The sequence below is a fragment of the Roseovarius sp. 217 genome (assembly GCF_000152845.1).
Taxonomy (GTDB): domain Bacteria; phylum Pseudomonadota; class Alphaproteobacteria; order Rhodobacterales; family Rhodobacteraceae; genus Roseovarius.
This window is the reverse complement of the sequence record NZ_CH902584.1, coordinates 3,758,931-3,777,638: the sequence shown is the minus strand read 5'-3', so window position 1 is coordinate 3,777,638 and position 18,708 is coordinate 3,758,931. Positions and strand designations below refer to the sequence as shown.

General features: G+C 63.6%; 16 protein-coding genes. 10 read left to right on the top strand and 6 right to left on the bottom strand.

Features of this window, described 5'->3' with window-relative positions:
- Positions 1 to 8: 8 nt before the first annotated feature.
- Genes ROS217_RS18120 through bchF form a run of 4 tightly spaced genes read right to left on the bottom strand, consistent with a single transcriptional unit; the run spans position 9 to position 6,865 of the window.
- Positions 9 to 3,572 carry a magnesium chelatase subunit H gene (locus ROS217_RS18120; RefSeq protein ID WP_009819251.1) on the bottom strand — a complete coding sequence of 1,188 codons (3,564 nt, stop codon included), beginning with the start codon at positions 3,570 to 3,572 and terminating at the stop codon, positions 9 to 11.
- Complete coding sequence (gene bchB / locus ROS217_RS18115; protein ID WP_009819250.1) at positions 3,562 to 5,103, bottom strand: ferredoxin:protochlorophyllide reductase (ATP-dependent) subunit B; 1,542 nt, start codon at positions 5,101 to 5,103, stop codon at positions 3,562 to 3,564. Before bchB ends, ROS217_RS18120 begins: the two co-directional genes overlap by 11 nt.
- Positions 5,100 to 6,380, bottom strand: a complete 1,281-nt coding sequence (locus ROS217_RS18110) for a ferredoxin:protochlorophyllide reductase (ATP-dependent) subunit N (RefSeq protein WP_009819249.1) — start codon at positions 6,378 to 6,380, stop codon at positions 5,100 to 5,102. The genes bchB and ROS217_RS18110 overlap by 4 nt, the downstream gene beginning before the upstream one ends.
- Entirely contained in the window at positions 6,377 to 6,865 is a 489-nt protein-coding gene (gene bchF, locus ROS217_RS18105) for a 2-vinyl bacteriochlorophyllide hydratase (RefSeq protein ID WP_009819248.1), read from the bottom strand. Before bchF ends, ROS217_RS18110 begins: the two co-directional genes overlap by 4 nt.
- Before the next feature lie 378 nt (positions 6,866 to 7,243).
- Between bchF and ROS217_RS18100 the strand changes: the two genes are divergently transcribed.
- The 6 genes from ROS217_RS18100 to idi all read left to right on the top strand — a co-directional run bounded on the left by ROS217_RS18100 (position 7,244) and on the right by idi (position 13,468).
- A complete protein-coding gene (locus tag ROS217_RS18100; RefSeq protein ID WP_254656455.1) occupies positions 7,244 to 8,038 on the top strand; it encodes a cobalamin B12-binding domain-containing protein in 795 nt (264 codons plus the stop codon).
- 36 nt (positions 8,039 to 8,074) lie between these two features.
- Complete coding sequence (gene ppsR, locus ROS217_RS18095) at positions 8,075 to 9,505, top strand: transcriptional regulator PpsR (protein ID WP_254656454.1); 1,431 nt, start codon at positions 8,075 to 8,077, stop codon at positions 9,503 to 9,505.
- 69 nt (positions 9,506 to 9,574) lie between these two features.
- Entirely contained in the window at positions 9,575 to 10,486 is a 912-nt protein-coding gene (gene chlG, locus ROS217_RS18090; RefSeq protein ID WP_009819245.1) for a chlorophyll synthase ChlG, read from the top strand.
- On the top strand, positions 10,483 to 11,775 hold the full coding sequence (locus ROS217_RS18085; RefSeq protein ID WP_009819244.1) for a BCD family MFS transporter: 1,293 nt from the start codon (positions 10,483 to 10,485) through the stop codon (positions 11,773 to 11,775). Before chlG ends, ROS217_RS18085 begins: the two co-directional genes overlap by 4 nt.
- Before the next feature lie 2 nt (positions 11,776 to 11,777).
- Positions 11,778 to 12,956, top strand: a complete 1,179-nt coding sequence (locus tag ROS217_RS18080) for a geranylgeranyl diphosphate reductase (protein ID WP_040650730.1) — start codon at positions 11,778 to 11,780, stop codon at positions 12,954 to 12,956.
- Positions 12,953 to 13,468 (top strand): isopentenyl-diphosphate Delta-isomerase, encoded by a 516-nt coding sequence (idi, locus tag ROS217_RS18075; protein ID WP_009819242.1) that lies wholly within the window; start codon positions 12,953 to 12,955, stop codon positions 13,466 to 13,468. The genes ROS217_RS18080 and idi overlap by 4 nt, the downstream gene beginning before the upstream one ends.
- 10 nt (positions 13,469 to 13,478) lie before the next feature.
- On the opposite strand, the gene ROS217_RS18070 is transcribed toward idi, so the two are convergent.
- The gene (locus ROS217_RS18070) at positions 13,479 to 13,811 is read right to left on the bottom strand and encodes an AzlD domain-containing protein (RefSeq protein ID WP_009819241.1); all 333 of its coding nucleotides are present in this window, start codon (positions 13,809 to 13,811) and stop codon (positions 13,479 to 13,481) included.
- Entirely contained in the window at positions 13,808 to 14,530 is a 723-nt protein-coding gene (locus ROS217_RS18065) for an AzlC family ABC transporter permease (protein ID WP_009819240.1), read from the bottom strand. Before ROS217_RS18065 ends, ROS217_RS18070 begins: the two co-directional genes overlap by 4 nt.
- 57 nt (positions 14,531 to 14,587) lie before the next feature.
- On the opposite strand from ROS217_RS18065, the gene ROS217_RS18060 reads away from it, so the two are divergent.
- The 4 genes from ROS217_RS18060 to ROS217_RS18045 are packed head-to-tail and all read left to right on the top strand — an operon-like array spanning position 14,588 to position 18,703.
- Positions 14,588 to 15,478, top strand: coding sequence for a formate dehydrogenase accessory sulfurtransferase FdhD (locus tag ROS217_RS18060; protein ID WP_009819239.1), 891 nt, complete (start codon positions 14,588 to 14,590; stop codon positions 15,476 to 15,478).
- Complete coding sequence (gene mobA, locus ROS217_RS18055) at positions 15,475 to 16,110, top strand: molybdenum cofactor guanylyltransferase MobA (RefSeq protein WP_009819238.1); 636 nt, start codon at positions 15,475 to 15,477, stop codon at positions 16,108 to 16,110. Before ROS217_RS18060 ends, mobA begins: the two co-directional genes overlap by 4 nt.
- On the top strand, positions 16,107 to 16,598 hold the full coding sequence (gene mobB, locus ROS217_RS18050; protein WP_009819237.1) for a molybdopterin-guanine dinucleotide biosynthesis protein B: 492 nt from the start codon (positions 16,107 to 16,109) through the stop codon (positions 16,596 to 16,598). Before mobA ends, mobB begins: the two co-directional genes overlap by 4 nt.
- Positions 16,595 to 18,703 (top strand): molybdopterin-binding protein, encoded by a 2,109-nt coding sequence (locus ROS217_RS18045; protein ID WP_009819236.1) that lies wholly within the window; start codon positions 16,595 to 16,597, stop codon positions 18,701 to 18,703. The genes mobB and ROS217_RS18045 overlap by 4 nt, the downstream gene beginning before the upstream one ends.
- Positions 18,704 to 18,708 lie beyond the last annotated feature (5 nt).

The following is an 18,708-nucleotide window of genomic DNA, read 5'->3' as shown; positions in this document are numbered from 1 at the left end:
AACAGTCGTCATTCTGCGGCCACCCCTTCCATCCGATCTTCCATCGCCGCCGCCGCCGATTGCAGGGCGGCGAGGGTGGCGGCATCGGTCTGCCAATAGGCGCGGTCATGCGCTTCGAGCAGGCGGTTCGCCATGCGCGACGAGGCCACCGGGTTGAGATCGCTCAACCGCTTGCGCATCACCTCATCCAGAACGAAGGTTTCGGAAATGCGCTGATAGATCCACGGCTCCACCTGTCCGGTGGTGGCCGACCAGCCCATCGTATTGGTCACATGCGCCTCGATCTGGCGCACGCCTTCGGCCCCGTGGCGCAACAAACCCTCGTGAAATTTCGGGTTAAGCGAGCGCGAGCGCGTCTCCAACGCCACCTGATCGGCCAGCGTGCGCACGGTCCCGGTGCCGCGCGTGGTGTCCGAGATATAGATCGCCGCCTCCGTGCCGCCGCGCGCCCGGCGCACGGCGCGAGAGATCCCACCCAGCGTGTCGAAATAATGGTCCACCGTGGTGACACCCAACTCGACCGACTCGAGGTTCTGATAGGCCACCTCGACCCGTTCCAGCGCCGCTTGCAACAGCGCGCCTTGGGCCGTTGCTTTGCCATTGACGCCGTAGGCAAAGCCCTTGCGCGCCTGATAGGCATCGGCCAGCTCGTCCTCGTCGTCAAAGGCGGAACTGTCCACCATCTGATTGACATTCGAGCCATAGGCGCCCTCGGCATTCGAGAAGACCCGCAGCGCTGCCGCCTCGAGATCACACCCGGTCTTGGCCATGTGAGCGCGCACATGGGCGCGGATGAAATTCATCTCGTCGGGCTCATCGGCCTGTGCGGCCACCAAGGCCGCTTCGGCCAGCATCCGCGTCTGCAAGGGCAAAAGATCACGGAAGATCCCCGAAAGCGTCATCATCACATCAATGCGTGGGCGGCCCAGCACCTCGAGCGGGATAAGGTCCGCACCGGAGAGGCGGCCGAAGGAGTCAAACCGTGGCTTTGCCCCCATCAGCGCCAGCGCCTGTGCCATCGGCGCACCGTCGGATTTGATATTGTCCGATCCCCAGAGCACCAAGGCCACCGAGCGTGGCAGGCTCTTGTGCGTCTCGAGCAGGCGGGCGGCCTGCCGCGCGCCATCCCGACAGGCGAATTCAGTGGGCATGCGGAAGGGATCAAAGGCATGGATATTGCGGCCCGTGGGCAGAATATCCGCCGAGCGGATCAGATCGCCCCCCGGCACCGGCGCGGTGAACCGTCCGCCCAGCGCATGCAGCAGGGCGGGGATCTCGGTTTCCTGTTGCAGCATCAGATCAACCCGAGCGTGCGTTTCGGCATCGGTGCTGTCCATGATCGCAAGATAGCCCGCCCGCGCTTCGGCACTCATGGGCCGCCCCAGCACATGCATGCCCTCGGGGATCAACGCCTCTTCGGTCTCCAGCAGTTTCAGCCAGAGCGTATCCGGCTCGCGTCCGCCCATATCGACCACGGTCGCTTGTTCCGCAATCAAGGCGCGGAGTTCCGCACGCTCGGGGGCGTCCCCGGCCATCTCGCGCCAGCGCTTGAGACTGTCCTTGAGCTCCGTCAGACCCTTGTAGAGACCAGAGCTTGCCAGCGGCGGCGTCAGATGCGTGACCGTGACCGCACCGCTGCGCCGCTTGGCAAGGCTCGCTTCCGAGGGGTTGTTGGACGGGTAGAGGTAGACATTGGGCAAATCGCCGATCAGGCGGTCGGGCCAGCAGCCTGCGCCCGGCCCGGCCTGCTTGCCCGGCATGAACTCCAGCGCGCCATGCATCCCGAAATGCAAGAGCACATCGGCGTTAAAGCTGTTCCTGAGCCAGAGATAGAACTGCGCAAAGGCATGGGTCGGGGCAAATCCGCGCTCAAAGAGCAACCGCATCGGATCGCCCTCATAGCCAAAGACCGGCTGCAATCCGACGAACACCTTGCCGAATTGCGCGCCAAGGATAAAGACACCGCGCCCGTCCGATTGCACCTTGCCGGGGGCCGCCCCCCATTGTGCCTCGATCTCGCGCAGCCAAGGCGTATGGCGCACCATATCATCCGCGCCGACATGCGCGGCGATATTGGCCTCCTGGCCATATTGGCGCGCACTGCCTTCCAGCACGGCGCGGCGCAGATCCTCGACCGTTTCGGGCGGAGTCACATCATAGCCCTCTGCGGCCATGGCATGCAGCATGTTATGCAGCGATTGGAACACATCGAGATAGGCCGCCGTGCCCGCAGCCCCCGCATTGGGTGGAAAGCCGAAGAGCACGATGCCAACCCGGCGTGCCGCCACCTTTTGCCGCCGCAGATGCGCGAGCCGTGCCACCCGCCGCGCCAGCACGTCAATCCGCTCATGGCAGGGGGCCATCGCCTTGGCTCCATCCCCTCCGCCGGTGCAGCGATGCGCGCAGCCTTCACAGGCGACATCGCCGTGCCGTCCGGCAAAAACGGTCGGATTGGTCGCCCCGTCAATCTCGGGCAGGGCGACCAGCATCGTGGTCTCGATCGGCCCCAGACCGCCCGCAGACCCGGCCCATTGCGCCAAGGTCTGAAACTCCAGCGGATGGGCGGCCACATAGGGCACGTCAAGGCGGCTCAGCAGATCGACCGCCGCCGCGCTGTCATTATAGGCCGGTCCCCCCACAAGGCTGAACCCGGTCAGCGACAAGAGCGCATCGACGCGTCCCTCAAAATACCGCTCGATCGCCGGGCGTCCATCCAGACCAGAGGCAAAGGCCGGGATCACCCGCAGGCCGCGCGCCTCAAGCGCCCGGATCACCGCGTCATAATGCGCATGATCGCCCGACAACACATAGCTGCGCATCACCAGCAGGCCGACCGTTCCGGTGGCCCCTGCGGGCACCGGAATGCGCGCGGCATCAATCGTTATCCGCTCCGGCAAATCGGGGTGATACACCCCCACTTCGGGATAATCCTGCGGTGCCGCAACGCGCAATCCGCGCCAGCGGGCCTCATGGCCATAGCGCGACATGAGGAACCGCAACATCGCCTCGATATTGTCATCCGACGTGCCCAGCCAATATTGCATGACCAGAAACCACGCGCGCAGATCCTGCGCCTTGCCGGGAATGAATTTCAGAATCCGCGGTAGCCGCCGCAGCATCTTCATCTTCTTTTCGCCGGACTCGACCGAAGGCTTGTCCGACCCGCGCAACCGCTTGATCAGTTTGCGCGCCCCGGTTTCGGGGGCGGCCATATCGAGCGTGCCCATGCGTGTCAGCTTGACGATCTGCGCATCGGCGATGATACCGATCATCGCGTCGCAGTGATCCCGCCGCGCTTGCAGGTCGGGCAGGATCGCCTTGAGATGCTCTTCGAGAAAGAGCAGGCTCACAAGGATCAGATCACCACGCGCCACATCGGCGCGCGCAGTCTGCAACGCTTCGGGGTTTTCGCCCCATTCGGCGGCGGCATGCACGCTCAAGGTGAGACCCGGAAATTCCGCCGCCATCCGTTCTGCCACCCGCGCACAGGCCCCGGCGGCATGGGCATCCAGCGTCACGATCACGACGCGGTAGGGGGCCGCCGGGGCCATCGGGGTCAGGTCATCGCGCATAATGTGCCTTTGCCTCATAGAGCGTCTCGATACCGATCTCGCTCAGTCCCTTTTCCGTCGCGAAAATCTCGGTGTTGCGCCGGGCCTTGCCGCGCACGAAGAACGGGATTTTCTTGAGCTCGCGCTCGGCATCCGCAAGCCAGATCACCAAACCGGACGCTGTCTCTTTGGGCACACTGGCCGCAGGGTGAGAGGGGGCTGACCCTGCGTCATTGGCCACATGCTGCCCGCCATGGTGGCTGGCCCCGGCGGCATCGTGGAATTCGAAATCGTCGCGGAACATATGCAAGAGATGCTCTTCCAGACCCATGACCAAGGGATGCACCCAGGTGTCGAACATCACATTGGCCCCCTCGATCCCCATCTGCGGGGAATAGCGAGCCGGGAAATCCTGCACATGCACCGGGGCAGAGATCACGGCGCAGGGGATGCCCAGCCGTTTGCCGATCATCCGCTCCATCTGGGTGCCAAGGATCATCTCGGGGGCGGCGGCCTCGATCGCGGCCTCGACCTCGAGATAGTCGTCCGTGATCAGCGCGGTGAGCCCATAGTCCTTGGCCAGTGCCCGAATGGGCCGCGCCATTTCGCGGTTGTAACAACCAAGGCCGACCACCTCGAACCCCATCTCGTCACGGGCAATGCGGGCGGCGGCGGCGGCATGGGTGCCATCGCCAAAGATGAACACGCGCTTGCCTGTCAGATAGGTGCTGTCGACGCTGGCCGAATACCAAGGCAGACGCAAACGATCTTCATCTATCGCTTGAGGAACACCCGCCAGAAGACTGACTTCACGAATAAAATCACGCGTAGCGCCAACACCGATAGGAACGGTTTTGGTAAAGGGCAGACCCAGGTCACGCTCCATCCAGCGACAGGCGCTCTCGCCAGTCTCAGGATACATCAGCACGTTGAAATGCGCCGCCCCAAGCCGTGCGATATCCGAAGGGGACGCGCCATAGGGAGCCACCACATTCACCGCGATGCCCATATCGGCCAGCATGCCGGTCAGTTCGGTGATGTCGTCCCGGTGGCGGAACCCGAGGGCGGTCGGGCCGATCAGGTTGCAGCTTATCTGCGTGGTTTTCTCGACCGGCTTGGCCAGCGTGCGGGTGATCTGGAAAAAGGTTTCATCCGCGCCGAAATTTTCCTTGCGCTGATAGCTGGGCAGATCGAGCGCTATGACCGGCACCGGCAGGCCCATCATCTCGGCCATGCCGCCGGGGTCGTCCTGGATCAGTTCAGCAGTGCAGGAGGCACCGACAATCATCGCCTCGGGCTTGAACCGGTCATAGGCGGCCTGACAGGCGGTCTTGAAGAGATTGGCGGTGTCCGCCCCAAGGTCGCGCGCCTGAAAGGTGGTGTAGGTCACCGGCGGGCGGTGGTTGCGCCGCTCGATCATGGTGAACAGCAGATCGGCATAGGTATCGCCCTGCGGCGCATGCAGCACGTAATGCAGACCCTTCATGCAGGTGGCGACGCGCATGGCACCGACATGCGGCGGGCCTTCATAGGTCCAGAGCGTCAGCTTCATGATGCCGCCCCCAGCTTGAGGGCCGCGCGGCGGCGCATCGGGCGCGAGAACAGCCCCGCCAGATCGCCCGCCTGCTCATAGAAATGCACCGGGGTGAACACCAGCTCAATGGCCCATTTTGTCGTCAGACCCTCAGCCTCCAGCGGATTGGCAAGGCCCAGACCGCAGACGGTCAGATCGGGGTGTGCGGCGCGGCAACGGTCCAGTTGCCGCTCGACATCCTGCCCTTCGGTCAATTGCGGACCTGCCTCGAGCAGGTCGAGATCGGGGCCAAGGATCGTCTTGTGCAGGAATGGCGTGCCCACCTCGATGGCGCGCATACCGCATTCGCGGGTCAGGAACCGGGCCAGCGGGATCTCCAACTGGCTGTCGGGGAAGAAAAAGATCGACTTGCCGCTCAGGCTCTCGGCGGCTTGGGCGACGGCTCGGGTGGCGCGGGCGCGCGGGGCGGCGGTGACACGCTCGAACGTGGCGTCGTCAACGCCAAACTCATCGGCCACGGCGCGCAACCAGCCGGTCGTGCCTTGCGCGCCAAAGGGGAAGGGGGCTGGGATATGCCGTGCGCCGCGCCGCTCCAGCGCGGCCAGCGTATCGCCAAGGAAGGGCTGCAAGAGCGCAAAGACGGTATTCGCTCCAACGGCCACCGGATCATCGGCACGGCGCGCGGGCAGAATGGTCACATCCGTGATCCCCATCTGCGCCAACAGATCGCGCGCCTGATCCTCGACCACATCGGGCAGCGCGCCGACCAGCATCAACTGGCGGGCGTCGGTCTCGGGCAGGCCCGGAACCATTGAGGCCAGACAGGCATCCTCGCCTTGGGTAAAGGTTGTCTCGATGCCCGACCCGGAATAATTCAGCACCCGCACATGGGGGGCGTGCTGTACGCTCAGCTTCTCGGCGGCGCGCGCGAGATCAAGCTTGATGACCTCCGACGGGCAAGACCCCACAAGGAAGAGCTGCCGGATATCGGGGCGACGCGCGATCAGGCGGCCAACTTCGCGCTCCAACTCGGCCTGAGCATCCGCCAGCCCCGCCAGATCGGTCTCTTCCAGAATGGCGGTGCCGAAGCGTGGCTCTGCAAAGATCATCACGCCAGCGGCGGATTGCAGCAGATGCGCGCAGGTCCGCGAGCCGACCACAAGAAAGAAGGCATCCTGCATCTTGCGATGCAACCAGATGATGCCGGTCAGTCCGCAAAATACCTCATGCTGACCGCGCTCGCGCAGGACCGGGGCATCGCGGCATCCCGTGCTGGGGGGCGTGTCGAAACTCATGCCGCTTCCCCCGCCTGAAGGCGCGCCATGCGCAGCTTCCACAGGAATTGTCCGGCGTTGATGACATAGGCCGCATAGGCCGCCAGTGCGAGGCCCATCAGGCCCTGCGGTGACAGGGCGTGGGTCCATAGCGCCCAGAGATAGGCGGTGTGCAGGGCGATGACGCCAAAGCTGAACACATCTTCCCAAAAGAACGCAGGTGCAAAGAGGTATTGACCGAACACGACCTTTTCCCAGATCGCCCCGGTCACCATGATGAGATAGAGCACGCCGGTTTTGACAACGATCGACCAGGTGGCGGCCGCAAATCCGTCGCCGGTGGCAAGATAGCGCAGCACCAGACCCAGCGAGACCAGAAAGACCAGAAACTGCACCGGTGCCAGAATGCCCTGCACAAGCGTCCAGACCGTAGCATCGCGGCGCATCCGCTCTGCGGCGGTGTACAGCGTCCCGGTCGCTTGTTGATGATGCGCCTGTCGCGCCATATCCCCTCCGGTCCTGTCTGGTCACTTCTCCTTGATGCTACGATTTGAAGTCCAAATGTGTCAATTATAATTTACACTTTAATCGGCCGCGCATCTGTCATTCTCGCTGGACGCGTCTGATCCCGATGGGCCATTCAGGGCAAAATTTAAGCAATAAAGTACGCCTTACGCCTTGTTCACAAGGAATATGAGGAGATAACAGGTAGATGTACGATTTCTAAGAGCGATCTGTCAGGATAATTTGACATTTGACCTTTGCAGACGCACACTAAATCAGACGGAGCAGAAAACGCGCCGCCCTTTTGTCCCATGTGCGATTCGCAATATAGCGGCACGCAGAGGATCGTGGGACAGCAGGGTCGCCTGGGAGGGCAACGCATGAGAGAACCCGACGATAGTGGGTCTGGTCCGCAAGCATCTGGAATTAGGTTTCTCGTCGAATCCGCGTTGCGCAAGGTGGCGCTCGACAAACAGGGCGGGGAAATTCCCAAGAGCCGGAGCGAGTGGATTGCCAGACTCTGTGCCGCGCTGACAGATGAATCCGAGGCCGCACATCAGCGCGTAGTCGCGTCGATGGTGGCCAATGGCATCCCGTCGAATGAGATATATCACAGTTACGTGCCGGACGCGGCGCGCTTTCTCGGCGAAATGTGGGTGCAGGACAAGGCCAGCTTTGTCGATGTCACCGTGGGGGCGGCGCGCCTTCAGGCGCTGTTTCGGTCGCGCGACGCGGCGGATCTCGGTGGCTGGATGGATCGCAGCATTCCCTTGGGCCAATCGGTCCTGATGATCGTGCCGACGTTCGAGGACCACTCCATCGGCGCATTTGTCGCAGCGGATCAATTCCGGCGGCATGGCATCTGGGTTCACATGGCCATCGGGCTTGAGGATCAAGAGTTGCAGCACCTTCTCGGTTCGGGCCGATTTGCAATGGCGGGCATTACCGCAGGAAGCGCGAAAACGCTTGAACGATTGACAGAACTAATAGATTACCTACGTTCTAATCTGGAATATTGTCCGCCAATCGTCATTGGGGGGCGTCTTGTAGATAAGCCGAGAGAAGTGGAAAAGAGGACCGGCGCGGATTTTGCAGTACGGACAGCACGGGAAGCGATTGAGCTGTGCGGTCTTGCATCCGTTGTTGATCCGTTATCAATCGACGCCAATGCGTAATCCGCGCGCCTCGCGCGCGAGAGTTGGGATGACAGCGTGACGAAGCAGAACAGGACGACTGAGCGGCCTCACACGGGTGGATTGCCCGGGTCGTCAAGCGTCGATCGCCTGATCGAACAAGCCTCTGACATCGCCGTCATGGTCGATGACAGGACGGTTGTCACTGCCATATCTGTCAGCCCTGATTTGCCCGAACTGGGCAGCCTTGAACATTGGATCGGGCGCGACTTTCGCAATTTCCTGACCTCGGAGAGCCGGATCAAATTCGACGCCCGCATCGCTGACATGCGCGGTGACCCCGACAGCTTGCCTCGCCCCATCGAACTCAATCACCGCGACAATGCCAATTGGGAATTTCCGGTGCGCTACACACTCCACCGCGAACCCGAGAGCGGTGGCGTTCTGCTGTTGGGCCGGGATATGCAGCCCTTGGCCGAAATCCAGCAGCGGCTTGTGCGCGAACAGATGGCTCGCGAACGCGAGCTTGAGAAATTCCGCGGCATAGAGACCTGTTACCGTGTCGTGCTCGAAGCGTCCGAGACTCCGCTTGTGCTGATCGACCCCGATCAGGGTCGCATCCGCGATATCAATTCCGCCGCGGCGCTTCTGCTGGGCTCCAAGCGCGACGTGCTGAACGGCAATGCCTTTGCGCAGGCCTTTGAAGGGCAGCGACGTGGCTCGTTCATGGACCAGCTGCGTGCCGCCGCCGCCTCGGATGAAATCACCGGGATCGAGGCCGTGGCCCGACGCAATGGTCGCCTGCTCCAGCTGACCCCTGATCTCTTTCGCGCCTCGGGCGAAGTTCTCATGCTCTGCCGCATGGCCCCGATCGAGGATGAAGAGGCGGCGCGCCCCGAATCCACGCAATCGCTGACGGCGCTCTTCGAGGCGGCCAGCGATGCCATCGTGCTGCTCGATTCCAACGGTCTCATTCGTGATGCCAACGAAGGATTTCTGGTGCTGTCCGATGCGGCTCAATTGCGCGACGTGCAGGGCCGGTCCATGGCGGATTTCCTGTCGCGCGGCAGCGTCGATCTCAAACTCATTCTCGACAATACCCGCAAGACGGGGCGCATGCGCAACTATGGCGCGCATATCCAGAGCATCGTCGGCAGCCGCGCCTCGGTTGACATCTCGGCGGCACGTCTGCGCGGGCGCAATGTCGATCTGGGAGTCGGGCTGATCATCCGCGATACGACGCCGCGCGACATGCCAACTGTCGAAGAGGCCTCTGCTGTGGTCAGCGAAGAGGCGATGCGCAATGTCATGGACCTTGTAGGCACCGCCTCGCTCAAGGAATTGGTTTCGGCCACCTCGGATGTGGTCGAGAAGATGTGCATTGAAACCGCCGTGCGTCTGACCAACAACAACCGCGTGGCCGCTGCGGAAATGCTGGGGCTCTCCCGTCAGAGCCTTTATGTAAAGCTCCGCAAATTCGGTCTGATCAACACGCAGGACGAAGAATAAGCCGCGTTGTGTTCGCTTGGCCCGAGAAACTGCTTCCCTCACAGGTGAATGTATAGTTTAATTGACAATATGAGTGTCACAGAGTCCTTACACATTGCGCGCCGCCTGCCAGAGCCTCGGGCTCTGCTCACCCTGATCAAGCCGATCACATGGTTTCCGCCGATCTGGGCCTACCTCTGCGGGGTGATATCCTCAGGCGTATCCCCCCTGAGCAATTGGGGGCTGGTGGTGCTTGGCATGGTGCTGGCGGGGCCAGTGGTCTGCGGCATGAGTCAGGCCGCGAATGACTGGTGTGACCGCCATGTCGACGCGATCAACGAACCACATCGCCCGATTCCCTCAGGTCGCGTGCCGGGTCGCTGGGGTCTCTGGGTGGCGCTCGCCATGTCGGTCTTGGCGCTGATCATGGGGGCATTTCTTGGCCCTTGGGGCTTTGGTGCAACCGTGTTCGGAGTGCTCGCCGCCTGGGCCTATTCGGCAGAGCCGGTGCGCCTCAAGCGATCGGGTCTCTGGGGGCCGGGCCTTGTCGGGCTGTGCTATGAGGGCCTGCCATGGTTCACGGGCGCGGCTGTTCTGGCCGCTGGCGCTCCGAGCGCACCGGTCATCCTGATCGCCGCTCTCTATGCCATCGGCGCGCATGGCATCATGACCCTCAATGATTTCAAGGCATTGGAGGGCGACCGCCAGACCGGCGTCAATTCCTTGCCGGTCACGCTCGGACCAGAGCGCGCGGCGCGCGTCGCCTGCATCGTCATGGCCCTGCCACAACTGGCCGTGATCGGCCTGCTGCTCGCATGGGACCGCCCGTGGCATGCCGCCGCAATCGGCATACTTGTCCTTGGTCAGTTCTGGGCGATGCGTATTCTGCTCTCTGATCCCAAGGGCCGCGCCCCTTGGTATAACGGCACGGGCGTGACCGCATATGTCACGGGCATGATGATCGCCGCCTTTGCCGTCCGCATCGTCGGAGGGGCAGGATGACACTGAACTGGCTGCAAATCTTTCGCATGGGTCTGGTGCAGATGTGCCTTGGCGCGGTCGTGGTGCTGACCACCTCGACGCTCAACCGCCTGATGGTGGTGGAATTGGCGCTGCCCGCCGTTCTGCCCGGCCTCTTGGTGGCGCTGCATTACGGGATTCAGATCACACGGCCCAATTGGGGCTATCTCTCCGACACCAGCGGTCATCGCACCCGCTGGATCATTGGCGGCATGGCGGTGCTGGCCTCGGGCGGCTATCTTGCGGCCTTTGGCGTCGTGGTGATGGAGTCGCATTTCGCGCTTGGCCTCGCCCTCTCAATCCTTGCCTATGCGCTGATCGGGGTGGGGGTCGGGGCCTCTGGCACCTCGCTTCTGGCGCTCTTGGCCACGGCCACGGCCCCACGTCGCCGGGCGGCAGCGGCCACGATCACCTGGCTCATGATGATCGGCGGCATCGCGGTGACCGCGACCGTTGTTGGCGGGTTTCTGGACCCTTACAGCCCTGCGTTGCTGCTCGAAATCGTCGGCGTCGTCGCGGTCGGCGCGGTCGTGCTGACAGCACTGGCCATCCACGGCATTGAGGCGCGTGTCGGCGTTCAGCCCGCCCGCGCCGATGCCCCCCTGCGCTTTCGCGAGGGGCTGGCCGAGATCTGGGGTGAGCGCGAGGCGCGGCATTTCACGATCTTTGTTTTTCTGTCGATGACTGCCTATTTCATGCAGGAACTTATCCTTGAACCCTATGCCGGTCTCGTCTTCAGCTTCACGCCCGGCCAATCCACCCAACTCTCTGGCGCGCAGAATGGCGGGGTCTTTCTCGGCATGCTGACGGTGGGCATCGCGGCCACCGGCCTGCGCCTCGGGTCTATCCGGCATTGGGTTGTTGCGGGCTGTCTGGGATCGGCATCGGCGCTTGCAGCCATTGCGCTGCTCGGGGCCTCGGGCGCGGCGGCGGCACTCGTCCCGATCGTCGTCGTGCTCGGGTTCTTCAACGGAATGTTCGCGGTGGGCGCCATCGGCGCGATGATGGCGCTGGCCGGGCAGGGGCGCGAGGCCCGCGAAGGCACGCGCATGGGCCTCTGGGGCGCGGCACAGGCGATGGCCGCAGGCTTTGGCGGCCTCTCTGGCGCCGCTCTCGTCGATATCATGCGGGCGCTCTCGAATACGGATGCAACAGCCTTTGGCTCGGTCTTTCTCTTTGAAGCCGGCCTTTTCGTGCTCTCGGCGCTGCTCGCGCTCAGGGTGATTGATCACGGTCGCGACCGGGGCGCGACACTTGTTCCGGGGGAATGACCATGTTTGATGTCGTCGTAATCGGGGGCGGGCCATCAGGGGCAACAGCGGCCGAGGATCTGGCCCGCTCGGGGCATAAGGTGGCGCTCTTGGATCGCGCCGGACGGATCAAGCCCTGCGGCGGCGCAATTCCCCCGCGCCTCATTGCCGATTTCCACCTGCCCGACGATCAGATCGTCGCCAAGATCACCACCGCTCGCATGATCTCACCCACCGGGCGGCATGTCGATATTCCCATCGAGAACGGCTTTGTCGGCATGGTGGATCGCGAAGAGTTCGACGAATTTCTGCGCGTCCGCGCCGCACAGGCCGGGGCAATCCGCGCCACTGGCACCTATCTGCGCATTGACCGCACAGGCACCACCCCTGCCGTGATTTACCGTGACAAGGCCACAGGCGAAGAGCGCTCATTGCCCACCCGCCTGATCATAGGCGCGGATGGTGCGCGCTCCAACGTGGCCCGTGCCGAGGTGCCGGGCGGCGACAAGATCCCCTATGTGATCGCCTATCACGAGATCATCGAGGCCCCGGCCGCGACAGCGACCTATGACCCAAAACGCTGTGATGTGATCTATGACGGGGCGATTTCGCCGGATTTCTACGGCTGGGTCTTTCCGCATGGCAAATCCGCCAGCGTCGGCATGGGCTCAATGGTCAAGGGCGTGGATCTCAAACAGGCCACCGCCGATCTGCGTGCGGCCTCCGGCCTGACCGATTGCCCGACCCTCCGACGCGAGGGTGCACCGATTCCCCTCAAACCGATGGACTGCTGGGACAATGGCCGTGACGTCGTGTTGGCAGGCGACGCCGCGGGTGTCGTCGCTCCGTCCTCGGGCGAGGGCATCTACTACGCCATGGTGGGAGGCCGGGTTGCCGCGACAGCCGCCAGCGCCTGCCTCGCCTCCGGTCGCACACGCGATCTAAAACTTGCCCGTCAACTCTTCATGCGCGACCATAAAACCGTGTTCCGGGTTCTGGCCTCGATGCAGAATGCCTATTATAAGTCCGACGAGCGACGCGAGCGGTTTGTCTCGCTCTGCCATGACGTCGATGTGCAGCGGCTGACATTCGAGGCCTATATGAACAAGAAACTGGTGCGGGCGCGACCGATGGCGCATCTCAAGATCGGGTTGAAGAACCTCGCCCATCTGACGCGGCTGGTCTCCGCCACCCGCGTATGACCGCGCTCATCCCCACATGGATCGGCGGCGATCTTGTTGCTGTCGATAAGCTCGAGGCGCATCAACGCGGCTTGCGGCACAAGGCGGTGTCGGTCTTTGTCATGGCGGGCGAGGATCTCTTGATCCAGCGTCGCGCCTTGGAAAAATATCATACCCCCGGCCTCTGGGCCAACACCTGTTGCACGCATCCGCATTGGGGCGAAGACCCGCTCGCCTGCGCGCATCGCAGGCTGTCCGAGGAATTGGGCATCACCGGCCTCACCCTAACCCACCGTGATCAGGTCGAGTACCGCGCCGATGTCGGCGGCGGGCTGACCGAGCATGAGGTCGTGGATATGTTCATGTGTCGCCTGCCTGCGCGCTGCGCCCTGTCGCCGAATCCCGAAGAGGTGATGGACACCCGCTGGATTTCGCTCAACGCGCTCTATGCCGCGATCCGCATGCATCCCACCCGCTATACGCCGTGGTTGCGCATTTACATGGCCGAGCATGCAGCGCAAATCTTCGCCTGACGTCGCCGCTTCAGATCTGCCCCATCAGCGCCAGCCCGCCATAGAGCGTCACGGCACCCAGAAGAATCGCCACGATCACATTGCGCAGCACATAGCCCGCAATCAACGTCACCGCCGCCGCCGCCATGCGCGGCGCATCCAGCGTGCCGCCCGTGGCTGCTGGCCAGACCACCAAAGGTGCCACCAATCCGGGCAGGACCGCGACCGCCGTATAGCGCAGATGCCTCAACAGCCACGCGGGCAGGGGCCGGTCGCCGATCAGCCCGGTAAACACAAACCGCAGCCCAAAACTACCGAGTCCGAGCAACACAATCACGATCCAGAGGCTTGTCTTGTCGATCATGGCAAACGCGCCTCCTTGCGCCGCTCAAGCATCAGCTCGACCTGCGCGCCAGTCATCATGCCCGCAAGGCCCGCGACCAGCAGCCCGAGGTTATAGGGCAGGAAGGCAAAGATTAGCGCCAAGGTCACAGACACAAACGCCGCCGCCAGATGCGCCTGCGTGCGCAGCATCGGCGCAATCATCGCAAGAAACGTGATCGGCAGCGCAAAATCGAGCGCCAACCCCTCGGGAATCGAGGTGCCCACCAGCGCCCCCACCAGCGTAAAGATATACCAGAGCGGACAGATCGGCGTGACCACCCCAAAGAAATACCCCAACCGCTGCGGCACTGTCCAATCGGGGTTCTGCTCGAATTTGACAATCGCACAGGCATAGCTCTGATCTACCGTGAAATAGGCGGCCAGCGCCCGCTGTCCCAAACTCGCCCCGCCGATATAGGGCGTGAGCGAGGCCGAATACATCGCCATCCGCAGATTGACCGCCAAGGCTGAAATAAGCGCAATCGCCGTGGGCGCGCCATCGCTGAGCAGTTGCAGCGCCGTGAATTGCGCCGCCCCGGCGATCACCAGAACCGAAAAGCTGAGCGTTTCAAACACGTTCAGCCCGGCTTCTGTCGCCACCACGCCAAAGAGCAGCGAAAACGGGACAATCACCAGAATGAAGGGCGCGCCGTCGCGCACGCCTTGCCAATAGGTCGAATTGGTGGTTTGCCTATGCACCGCTTGCCCCTAAGTTGCCCCCGTGCTCTGACACCGCCTACCCAATGCCAGAAGGAGATGCAATTGGCCACCACCGACGACCTCCTGTCTTATCTCATCGCGCCCGATCCCGCAGCCCCCCGTCTGACCCGTTCGGTCGAGGGCATGGATCATGACGGCAACCGCACGCAAATCTCGGTGGTCGAGGAACGCCCGCTCACGATTTTCCTCAACGCGCAGGAAATCGTGACCGCCATGACGATTGGCGATTATCCCGAATATCTGGCGCTTGGCTTCCTGCGCAATCAGGGCATGCTCGGACCGCAAGAAACGGTCTTGGGCGTGGACTATGATGAAGAGTTGGAAACTGTGGTCGTGCGCACCGATGGCCAGACCAACTATGAGGAAAAGCTCAAGAAGAAGACCCGCACCAGCGGCTGCGCCGTAGGCACGGTCTTTGGCGATATGATGGAGGGGCTCGAGGGCGTGACCCTGCCTGCCGTGACAGTCAAGACCTCCGATCTCTATGCCTTAGCCAGCGTGATCAACCGCACCCCCTCGCTTTACCTGGAGGCGGGGGCGATTCACGGCACCGTGCTCTGTCAGGGCAACCGCCCGCTGGTCTATATGGAGGATGTCGGCCGCCACAACGCTGTGGACAAGATCGCGGGCTGGATGCTGAGCGAGGGTGTCGAGGCGGGCGATAAACTCCTCTACACCACCGGGCGTCTGACCTCGGAAATGGTAATCAAGACCGCGATGATGGGGATTCCGGTGCTCGCCTCGCGCTCTGGTTTTACCGCTTGGGGGGTCGAGATTGCACGCCAAGTGGGATTGACGCTGATAGGCCGGATGCGCGGCAAGCGGTTTGTCTGTCTTGCGGGGGATGACCGCCTCTTGCGCGATGCAGACCCCGACAGCGTAGGGGATGAGGACAAGAAACACCGCCGCAAAGGGGCAGACGTATGAACCGTCCCCTCGGGGTGATTCTGGCAGGCGGGCAGGCCACGCGCATGGGGGGCGGCGACAAGGGGCTTTTGCCGCTTGATGAGCGCCCGATCCTTGCGCATGTGATCGACCGTCTCACCCCACAGGTGGGGGCGATGGCGCTCAATGCCAATGGCGAGCCCGCCCGCTTTGAGGCCTTCGGTCTGCCGGTGCTGCCCGATCCCATCCCCGGTTTCGCCGGACCTCTGGTGGGCGTTCTGGCCGGTCTCGATTGGGCAGCGGGGCAGGGGGCCGACACAATCGTCACCGTCGCCGCCGATACGCCGTTTTTCCCGACCGATCTGGTCGTGCATCTGACACAGACGGCAGAGGGCATGGAGCATCCCCTCGTCCTTGCCGCCACGCCGCGCGGCGATACGGACACCAAATCCATGAGCGGCAGCGGCCTCATCCGACATCCCACCTTCGGCCTCTGGCCCACGGCGCTACGCCACGACCTGCGCGCGGCGCTCTTGGACGGGTTGCGCAAGGTCGTGATCTGGACCGACAAACACCACGGGCGCGAGGCGGTGTTCGACGACGCCCTTGATCCCTTTTTCAACGTCAACACGCCCGAGGATCTCGACGTGGCACGCAGGAGAGCAGCAGCATGAGGATATACGGCGTCACCGGCTGGAAGAACGCTGGCAAAACCGGGCTGATGGAGCGGCTTGTGGCCGAAATCACCGGGCGCGGCTATACTGTCTCGACCGTGAAACACGCGCATCACAGCTTTGACGTGGACCAACCCGGCAAAGACAGCCATCGCCACCGCGTCGCAGGCGCAACCGAGGTCCTCTTGGCCTCGCGCAACCGCTTTGCCCTGATGCATGAACTGCGCGAGGCTGAGGAACCCAGCCTCGAAACCCTGCTGCAAAAACTTGCCCCGGTCGATCTGGTTCTGGTCGAGGGCTACAAGCGTGACCGCCACCCCAAGGTCGAGGCGTTTCGGGCCGAGACCGGCAATCCGTTGATTGCCACCGATGATCCCACCATCGGCGCGGTGGCCAGCGATACAGCACTTGAAATCGACCGTCCGCTCTTTGACCTCAACGACACCAAGGCGATTGCCGATTTCATTCTGGCCGAGGTGGGATTGTGACCCCGTTCGACACCTTTGCGATGCTAGATTGGTCGGGGGCCAAGGATACCGGCCCGCGCCCGTGTCGGGATGCGATCTGGCTCGGGGTCACGCGCCACGGGACGGAGGAGCCCTCCCTCTATCTGCGCAACCGGGCAGAGGCCGAAGCGGCGCTTGTGGCCCTGATCAAGGCAGAGCTTGCAGCGGGGCGCAGACTGCTCATCGGGGTGGATTTTCCGTTTGGCTTTCCGGCGAGATTTGCACAGGGTCTGACCGGGTGCGACAATCCCTTTGCGGTCTGGGATTGGCTGGAAACGGTGATCGAGGACGCGCCGGACGGCAATAACCGCTTTGACGTGGCGGCCGAGATCAACGGCCGCTTTCCCGGCGTGGGACCGTTCTGGTTCAACGGACTGAAGCGCGAGATTGAGGGCTTGCCGCGCAAGGATACGCGCGCGGGTCATGGCATGGACGAGCGGCGCGCCGCAGAGGCGCGGGCGCCGGGGGCCTTCACCTGCTGGCAGATGGGCGGTGCCGGGGCCGTGGGCGGGCAGATGCTGACCGGGCTGCCGGTGCTCAATCGGTTGCGGCGCAGGTTCTACGGGCAGGTGTCCGTCTGGCCGTTCGAGGTGTTGGACAAGCCCGTGGCGCTGGTCGAAATCTGGCCGGGGCTGATCAATGCCGCCGTCAAACGCGCCGAGGCGCAGGGAGGCATCCGCGACGCGCATCAGGTGCGGCTCTTGGCGCGCGCGCTGGCCCGCGTGCCGCAGGACCGGCTGTCCGAGATGCTGGCGGTGGATGCCCCCGAGGAAGGCTGGATTCTGGGGTTGGGATATGAGGCGGAGTTGATCGCCGCCTGCGATGACCCGCTCAAACCGCCGCCCCTGCGCAACGATTGCTTTGCGCTGCCCGCTGGCGTGGACTGGACGCCTGTGGACGATGCACTCGCCCTCTTGCGCGACCGGCTGCGCCCCGTGGTGGGCCAGACCCGCGCGCCGTTGGCGCAGGCGCTTGGCCGCGTTCTGGCAGCACCCATCACCGCCCCTCGCGCCAATCCGCCCGAGGCGAACACCGCCGTGGACGGCTACGGCTTTGCCCACGCCAGCCTGACCACCGGCGATCAGATCCTCTCGCTGGTCGAGGGCCGCGCCGCCGCCGGTGTGCCCTATCCGGGCACAGTGCCCTCCGGTCACGCGGTCCGCGTGCTGACGGGTGCTGCCCTGCCTGCGGGCGTCGATACCGTGATCCTGCAAGAGGATGTGACCTTGGGCGAGGGCCGCATCGCCTTTCGCGCCGGCCTCAAACCCGGCGCAAACACCCGCCGCGCGGGCGAGGATGTGGCGGCAGGTGCGCCGGTGCTCACGCCGGGCCGTGTCATCACTTCTGCCGATCTGGCGCTCTGCGCCGCCGTCGGGCTCTCTGACCTGCCCATCCACGATCAGTTGCGCGTCGCGGTCATCTCGACCGGCGATGAGTTGGTCGAGCCGGGCAGCCCCGCCCGCGAGGGGCAGATCTATGACGCCAACCGGCCCATGCTCTTGGGTCTCATGCAGCAGATGGGCTATGCACCGCTTGATCTCGGGCGTATTGCCGATGACCGCGCCGCACTCCGCGCGGTGCTTGATCGTGCTGCCCAGAATGCCGATGCGATCCTCACCTCCGGCGGGGCCTCGGCGGGGGATGAAGATCACGTCTCGGCCTTGCTGAATGAGGCGGGCGCGATGGCTCAGTGGCGTATCGCGCTCAAACCGGGCCGCCCGCTGGCGCTGGGTCTCTGGCGCGGCGTGCCGGTCTTTGGCCTGCCGGGAAATCCGGTCGCGGCCCTCGTCTGCGCGCTCATCTTCGCGCGCCCCGCATTACGGCTTCTGTCTGGCGCAGGGTGGTCCGTGCCCCAAGGCTTTGATGTGCCCGCAGCCTTTGCCAAATCCAAGAAACCCGGCCGCCGCGAATATCTACGCGCCCGCATCCGTGATGGGCGCGCCGAGGTCTTTGCCTCCGAGGGCTCTGGCCGCATCAGTGGCCTGAGCTGGGCCGAAGGATTGGTGGAACTGCCCGACGGCGCGGCCACTCTTCAGCCCGGCGACCCGGTCCGCTACATCCCCTATGCGAGCTTTCTCAGCGCCTGACCGAC

Coding starts and splice junctions, on each gene's coding strand:
- ROS217_RS18120 (WP_009819251.1), bottom strand. CDS start 3,572: ATGCGCGATGACCTGACCCCGATGGCCCCGGCGGCCCCCTACCGCGTC.
- bchB (WP_009819250.1), bottom strand. CDS start 5,103: ATGAAGCTGACGCTCTGGACCTATGAAGGCCCGCCGCATGTCGGTGCC.
- ROS217_RS18110 (WP_009819249.1), bottom strand. CDS start 6,380: ATGAGTTTCGACACGCCCCCCAGCACGGGATGCCGCGATGCCCCGGTC.
- bchF (WP_009819248.1), bottom strand. CDS start 6,865: ATGGCGCGACAGGCGCATCATCAACAAGCGACCGGGACGCTGTACACC.
- ROS217_RS18100 (WP_254656455.1), top strand. CDS start 7,244: ATGAGAGAACCCGACGATAGTGGGTCTGGTCCGCAAGCATCTGGAATT.
- chlG (WP_009819245.1), top strand. CDS start 9,575: ATGAGTGTCACAGAGTCCTTACACATTGCGCGCCGCCTGCCAGAGCCT.
- ROS217_RS18085 (WP_009819244.1), top strand. CDS start 10,483: ATGACACTGAACTGGCTGCAAATCTTTCGCATGGGTCTGGTGCAGATG.
- ROS217_RS18080 (WP_040650730.1), top strand. CDS start 11,778: ATGTTTGATGTCGTCGTAATCGGGGGCGGGCCATCAGGGGCAACAGCG.
- idi (WP_009819242.1), top strand. CDS start 12,953: ATGACCGCGCTCATCCCCACATGGATCGGCGGCGATCTTGTTGCTGTC.
- ROS217_RS18070 (WP_009819241.1), bottom strand. CDS start 13,811: ATGATCGACAAGACAAGCCTCTGGATCGTGATTGTGTTGCTCGGACTC.
- ROS217_RS18060 (WP_009819239.1), top strand. CDS start 14,588: ATGCAATTGGCCACCACCGACGACCTCCTGTCTTATCTCATCGCGCCC.
- mobA (WP_009819238.1), top strand. CDS start 15,475: ATGAACCGTCCCCTCGGGGTGATTCTGGCAGGCGGGCAGGCCACGCGC.
- mobB (WP_009819237.1), top strand. CDS start 16,107: ATGAGGATATACGGCGTCACCGGCTGGAAGAACGCTGGCAAAACCGGG.